The sequence below is a fragment of the Shimazuella soli genome, assembly GCF_022511585.1.
Classification (GTDB): Bacteria; Bacillota; Bacilli; order Thermoactinomycetales; family Thermoactinomycetaceae; genus Shimazuella; species Shimazuella soli.
Genome location: NZ_JAKWBN010000010.1, coordinates 78,080 through 84,196 on the forward strand (window position 1 = coordinate 78,080; position 6,117 = coordinate 84,196).

A 6,117-nucleotide genomic window follows, 5' to 3' on the forward strand; every position below is an offset into this window, starting at 1 on the left:
TTCATCCTCCTAAGCTGATAATGCTCTAATTCCGAATAAAATAGCTATCAACAGTGTCACAAAGGCAATAACAAACAAAAGAATACGTAAGCTTCCCTTTTTTTGTTGTCTTGCAAATGCAACAAAAAAATTAACCAGAATAAGAAAAAATATAGTGGCCATCAAAGACATGTATTGACATTCCTTTCTACTTTTAAGCAATTCCGCAGAAGCCTATCCATTCATAGAGATAACCGTCTAGACTTAAGGCTTAAGCCCCGCATATGATAGATGGACTAACGCCTGAATGGAGGAGTAGCAGTGAAAGAATCTCCTGTACGATCAAAGCAATATCCCAGACGTCATGCAGCTCCTACAGGAAAAATATCCCGTAGGCCTCTACCAAGCCCTTCCGCCGTACCTAATATTAACATTTTAAAATTAATGAATGGGTTTGTCTCCTTCCGATCAACTGTTCATGATTTGAGCCAATCTTTACAACGATTAGAATCTATGATGGATCATACTGCAAAATTTTTCACTGTTGGAAGAGATATGCGAATGGGGAAACGTCCCTTTGTACCACAATTACCGAAACCCCCAGTGAGTAAAGATGAATTTAAAACAAAAGATGATTTTAAAGATGAGGATATACCCATTATTAAACTTCCTAAGATGCCACCCCCTCGTTCTCCATTTTTACGTTTGTTGCAATATGTAGATATGGGTAAAGTGCTAAATGTACTGCAATCCCCATTTATGCAAAATATTTTTACGCGTATGTTTGCAGCTAATCCAGGTCGGGTACGCACAAATACCGTTAAATCAAAACCAAGAACAGTGCCACGAACAGCACGCGGTAGAAACATTAGAAGAAAAAGGGTAAAGCCATAGGGCTTACCCTTTTTCTTTATTCATCATCCTATGTGTCTGATGGTGCATCAAAAACTGATCCCTGTCCCAGATACACCTATGCTCAAGTGTTTATAGGATAATGTTTCAAGCTACTCCTAGGATATGTTCCTAATACTCGATGCGATATTAGATTGTGAAAAAAATTTTCACCAACCTTGTGCCATTTCCTGTAACTCTCTTGTCTTACCTCGACTCATTAAATCCTCAACAGCAATTTTAGGATCTTTTCCTTGAAAGAGAACTGCATAGAGTTGCTCTGTAATCGGCATTTCAATATTATACTTTTCCTTTAATGCGTGGCCTGCACGGGTAGTTTTGACGCCCTCTACTACCATCTTCATCTCGGATAACACTTCCGTTAAACTTTTCCCTTGACTAATGGCATAGCCAGCACGCCAATTTCGGCTGTGCTTACTTGTACAAGTGCCAATTAAGTCTCCAACTCCAGCCAATCCAACAAACGTAATGGCTTCTGCCCCCATTGCTGTACCTACACGCGCGATCTCTGCCAATCCTCGTGTCATTAGAGCGGCTCTAGCATTGTCCCCATATCCCAATCCATCGGCTAAACCAGTGGCTAAAGCGATAATATTTTTCAAAGCTCCACCTATTTCCACACCAACTACATCTGGATTCGTATACACACGAAAATAGGAGTTGATAAATATAGTCTGGGTTAATTCTGCACTGTGCTGACAAGAAGAAGCTACGACTACTGTTGTAGGGGAACGTTTAATCACTTCTTCAGCATGACTAGGTCCTGACAAAACCACAATTCGTTCACCCCATTGTGGTAATTCCTCAGCAATTAACTCAGACATTCGTTTCCATGATTCTTGCTCAAAACCTTTTGTCGCATGGATGAGCAGTGCATCTGAGTGAACATAAGGTTTCACTTGTGTTAACATCTCACGCATCGCATGTGATGGAACAGCAAATAAAACAACCTCTTTATTAAAAACTACATTTTTTAATGAAGTATCTGCTTTTAAATGGAGGTGTAATTCAGCTTCCCCAAGATAAGCACGATTACGATGTACATTATTTATCTCATTTGACACTTCTTCTTTTCTTGCCCATATGGTAACTTCATGTCCATTATCAACTAAAACATTTGCCAAAACGGTTCCCCAGCTTCCCGCACCAATAACTGCAATTCGCTTCATTATTTCTCTCCTTCCCTTTGACCAATCTTCCGTTCAGTCCCCTGAAATAAACTTTTGATATTTCGTTTATGTCTGACAATAGCAAGTATAGCTATAACAAAGCTAAGCCAAAGATAGGGCTCAGGATAATGACCTTGAAGGGCTAAGACAGCAAAAGGTAAGCCAACAGTAAATACCAATGATCCAAGAGAGACAAATCGAGTGATAACAATAAGAAGAATAGCTATAATTCCAGATATAAGACCTGCATAAAACATCAAGGAAACGACAACTCCTATTGTGGTTGCGACTCCTTTTCCTCCTCGAAAACGTAAAAAAATAGGCCAATTGTGGCCGAAAATGGCCAGCATCCCAGAGAGGGCTAAGACTATAGGGTCGTTTCCCACAAGGAGAAAAGTAGTGTATATAGCAAGAACACCTTTTAAAGCATCAAGAATTAAAACCGCTATTGCAGGACCTTTCCCGAGTAACCTAAGGGTGTTGGTAGCTCCTGCATTACCACTACCGTGATCTCGAATATCCACACCTTTCACCCATCGTGCTATTAAGTAACTAAAACTAATGGACCCTATTAAATAAGCGAGTACAATCGAAATAATAGCTAAGACGTCCATAAATCCTCCCCATTATTTATTCTTTTTACGTAACAATATTCGTAGCGGTGTACCTTCGAACGCAAAAGCCTCTCTTAATTGATTTTCTAAATAGCGTAGATAACTAAAATGAGATAGTTCTGGATCATTTACAAACAAAACGATGGTTGGTGGCTTTACAGCAACTTGTGTCGCATATTGTACTTTAAATCTTTTCCCTTTATCCGAAGGAGGTGGAGTCATGGTAATAGCGTCTTGTATCACTTGATTAATAACTGAAGTCGAAATTCGCATTGCGTGTTGTTCTGCTACCTCTTTTACTTTTGGCAATACTTTTCCAACCCGTTGCTTCGTTTTAGCAGAAGTAAAAAGAATAGGTGCATAAGGCATAAACTGAAATTGAAACCGAACCTCTTTACGGAATCGATCCATTGTTTTTTCATCTTTTTCAACAGCATCCCACTTATTTACTACAAATATGGCAGCTCGTCCTGCTTCATGGGCATAACCTGCAATTTTTTTGTCTTGTTCGGCAATACCCCGTTCACCATCTAATACAATAAGACAAACATCCGAACGTTCGATTGCTTGCATGGCTCGTAAAACACTAAATTTCTCAATGGATTCATATACTTTCCCACGTTTTCTAAGGCCTGCGGTATCAATTAAGACATATTGCTCCCCTTCAAGGGTAAATGGGGTGTCGATTGCATCTCTAGTTGTACCTGCAACAGGACTTACGATCACTCGATCTTCCCCCAAAATTGCATTGACAAGCGAAGATTTTCCTACGTTTGGACGACCGATTAACGATACTTTAATGGTTTCCTCATCATAAGTTTCTTCGAACTTCTCAGGGAAAAGAGATACCGTTAAATCTAGCAAATCACCTGTACCTGTACCATGTAAAGACGAAACGGCAACTACATGCTCAAAACCAAGTTGATAAAACTCATAAGCCAAATCCGCATGCTTCACATGATCAATTTTGTTAGCGACAACAATTACAGGTTTATTTGTTTTATGTAACAAACGGGCTACTTCTTCATCACCAGCTGTAATACCTTCTCTACCATCGACAACGAATAAAATAACATCTGATTCTGTTAAAGCCAATTCTGCTTGATTACGGATATGATCTAATATTTCATCTTGTTCTCCAAATTCAAGACCACCAGTATCGATCACATGAAACCGTTCTCCATTCCAATCACTTTGGCAATAGATTCGATCTCTTGTAATTCCAGGTTGATCTTCAACAATTGCGATTCGCTCGCCAGCTAATCGGTTAAATATCGTTGATTTTCCTACGTTTGGTCTTCCTACAATTGCAACTACTGGTAAACTCATGTAAACTTCCTCACTTCATTTATCACTTTGATCGTCAAAGTCTCCCTCATCCAGTTTACCTATCGTGGGTTCGGACTTCAACCGTTAATGTTTTACGATGATATAAGTTGATTCATTTAACTTATGTACCATTGCGTCTAATATCTTTTCCAATAAAAAGGCTCTTTCTATTAATTCTTTCTCGTTTTCCGTTACAAAAATAGGAGAACCACCTCCTACTAAATCCCGCTTAGTTGTTATAATAGCTAATATTTTTTCCTTCATTCCAATTCTCCACCTACTTTTTTTCATCAAATTGATTTGGTTTACGCACAGCACTTTCAAGTACAGGTACATTTTCAATAATTTTTATTAATCTAGGTATATTTCTTTCTTGAGGTAAAAGGACTAAACCCAGTCGACCATCTTTTAAATCTAACTTTGCTAAAGGGGTTAAAGCAGGTTCACCAGAATCTCTGAATACCCCTAATATAGAAGAAACATCATGCAAAATAGCTTGGCGCTGACCGAGATTAGAAATGGTTATTCTACTGCTCGCATTTCGTGGTTTTATGATAATGCCTACTCCATTTTCCATAATCCGTTTTAGATTATCTTCTAAACCAATATTCATCAAATAAATATCATCTGCATATAGACTAGGACCTTTAACACGAAGTGGAACTTCATATACAAAACCAATCTGACCCATTGTCTTTCCTGACTTTAAAAAGCTAGATAAAAAGATAACGACAACTCCTACGATCAATCCAAAAATCCAATTACCAAACATGACAGTAGCACTTGTAAATAAAGATGCTAGTATGACAATATAATTTCTCCCTTCAAAAACCATTGCTATTCCTTCAATATAGCTAAATCCTCTTGGGACTAATTCATTTTCATCTAACTTTTGCAGAGCTTGTCTTTCCATATTTCGTACATCTCGAAACTGTTGAGCTGCAAGAGATAAAAAAGTAACTGCTGTATAGTCCGGTTTTAAGAGTGCAGGGATTGCAACTGCCCCTAATGCAGAGGCAATTAAGCCCAAGGCTAAATGAATAACTTGCCCATGTGGATAGGTAGGATATTGGCGGTAATCACTTTGAAGCAAAAGCAATCTAGTGATGAAACCAATTGCAACTCCTAATACTATAGCTAACGTTTCTTTATCCAATATGCGACCCTCCAATTTTTCTGTATAATCGGAATCCGAAGCTGTACACCTTTTAATACAATTAAAATAACAGTGGTAATCCAAAACGTATCTAATACTCCTATTCCAGGGAAAACAAGCGGACTGATACGTTCGTGATAAAGATAATAAAGAACCCCTTGTGTTACCAACAGCCCACCAAAAACCAAACAGAATTGTTCCTTCAGCTTAATTGCAGAAACAATAGCCTCGCCCAGCGATAATAAAATGGTTACCCATTGAAAAACAGAAGATCTGCCTATCAAAGCGTTTCCGAAAATTTCATGGAATAAAAATAAAATACTTCCTAACATGAAAATCAAACTAAGCAATGTCGCTAATTGAGGAACAGAAGTGTCTTTTAACAAATAAATAAACAAGAAAAACAGGAAAAGATAGTCCAATTGAATATCAACAGAAGACGTAATAGAAATCGGTGGTAGTAATGAGATGCATCCAATAATAGCCAAATATATAATCATGTATTGTTTGGTTATTTCTAGTTGCGCAGGAAGAAAAGTTAACCAACCTGTTGAAAGTAAAATCATAATAACAAGAGGAATAAATGTAGACATAAACTTCACCTCTTTTTTAGTATGGGTAAATAAGCAAAGAAAAAACAAAAAACTTCCCTTTAAAGGAAATCTCCTGCTAATCTCAAATTGTACGTACTACCTTTTTAATCAAAATAAAAAAATTCAACTATTTCCAAACAATAATGCATAGTTTCAAAAAAATTACCAATTATATTTAAGCATCGTGTTCGTTAATGGTTCGTTTTTATTTATACTTTCCACACAAAAAAACCTAGCCATGATGTACTGAACCCCAAAAGTTGAACTAAAAATTAAGCCGCAAGCTGGTTGGAATGAATCCTGTATTGAACAGGGCTCATACCAGCCAGTTTTTGTTTTATCCGTTTGTTGTTGTAGTAGTAGAT

9 protein-coding genes are annotated in these 6,117 nt (G+C 37.6%); 1 reads left to right on the forward strand and 8 read right to left on the reverse strand.

Annotated elements, in window-relative coordinates; all coding sequences use genetic code 11:
* Positions 1 to 9: 9 nt before the first annotated feature.
* Positions 10 to 162 carry a hypothetical protein gene (locus MK805_RS16255; RefSeq protein ID WP_240876965.1) on the reverse strand — a complete coding sequence of 51 codons (153 nt, stop codon included), beginning with the start codon at positions 160 to 162 and terminating at the stop codon, positions 10 to 12.
* A 138-nt stretch (positions 163 to 300) separates the two neighbouring features.
* On the opposite strand from MK805_RS16255, the gene MK805_RS16260 reads away from it, so the two are divergent.
* Complete coding sequence (locus MK805_RS16260) at positions 301 to 873, forward strand: hypothetical protein (protein WP_240876966.1); 573 nt, start codon at positions 301 to 303, stop codon at positions 871 to 873.
* Between the two features lie 167 nt (positions 874 to 1,040).
* On the opposite strand, the gene MK805_RS16265 is transcribed toward MK805_RS16260, so the two are convergent.
* The 7 genes from MK805_RS16265 to MK805_RS16295 all read right to left on the reverse strand — a co-directional run bounded on the left by MK805_RS16265 (position 1,041) and on the right by MK805_RS16295 (position 6,117).
* Entirely contained in the window at positions 1,041 to 2,060 is a 1,020-nt protein-coding gene (locus tag MK805_RS16265) for an NAD(P)H-dependent glycerol-3-phosphate dehydrogenase (protein WP_240876967.1), read from the reverse strand.
* Positions 2,060 to 2,674, reverse strand: coding sequence for a glycerol-3-phosphate 1-O-acyltransferase PlsY (gene plsY / locus MK805_RS16270; protein WP_240876968.1), 615 nt, complete (start codon positions 2,672 to 2,674; stop codon positions 2,060 to 2,062). Before plsY ends, MK805_RS16265 begins: the two co-directional genes overlap by 1 nt.
* A gap of 12 nt (positions 2,675 to 2,686) precedes the next feature.
* On the reverse strand, positions 2,687 to 4,003 hold the full coding sequence (gene der, locus MK805_RS16275; protein ID WP_240876969.1) for a ribosome biogenesis GTPase Der: 1,317 nt from the start codon (positions 4,001 to 4,003) through the stop codon (positions 2,687 to 2,689).
* A gap of 84 nt (positions 4,004 to 4,087) precedes the next feature.
* The gene (locus tag MK805_RS16280; protein WP_240876970.1) at positions 4,088 to 4,267 is read right to left on the reverse strand and encodes a capping complex subunit for YIEGIA; all 180 of its coding nucleotides are present in this window, start codon (positions 4,265 to 4,267) and stop codon (positions 4,088 to 4,090) included.
* A 13-nt stretch (positions 4,268 to 4,280) separates the two neighbouring features.
* Positions 4,281 to 5,159 (reverse strand): YIEGIA family protein, encoded by an 879-nt coding sequence (locus MK805_RS16285; protein ID WP_240876971.1) that lies wholly within the window; start codon positions 5,157 to 5,159, stop codon positions 4,281 to 4,283.
* A complete protein-coding gene (locus MK805_RS16290; protein ID WP_240876972.1) occupies positions 5,141 to 5,752 on the reverse strand; it encodes a hypothetical protein in 612 nt (203 codons plus the stop codon). The genes MK805_RS16285 and MK805_RS16290 overlap by 19 nt, the downstream gene beginning before the upstream one ends.
* Before the next feature lie 272 nt (positions 5,753 to 6,024).
* Positions 6,025 to 6,117: an IS3 family transposase gene (locus tag MK805_RS16295; RefSeq protein WP_420833056.1), complete on the reverse strand. Its 93-nt coding sequence runs from the start codon at positions 6,115 to 6,117 to the stop codon at positions 6,025 to 6,027.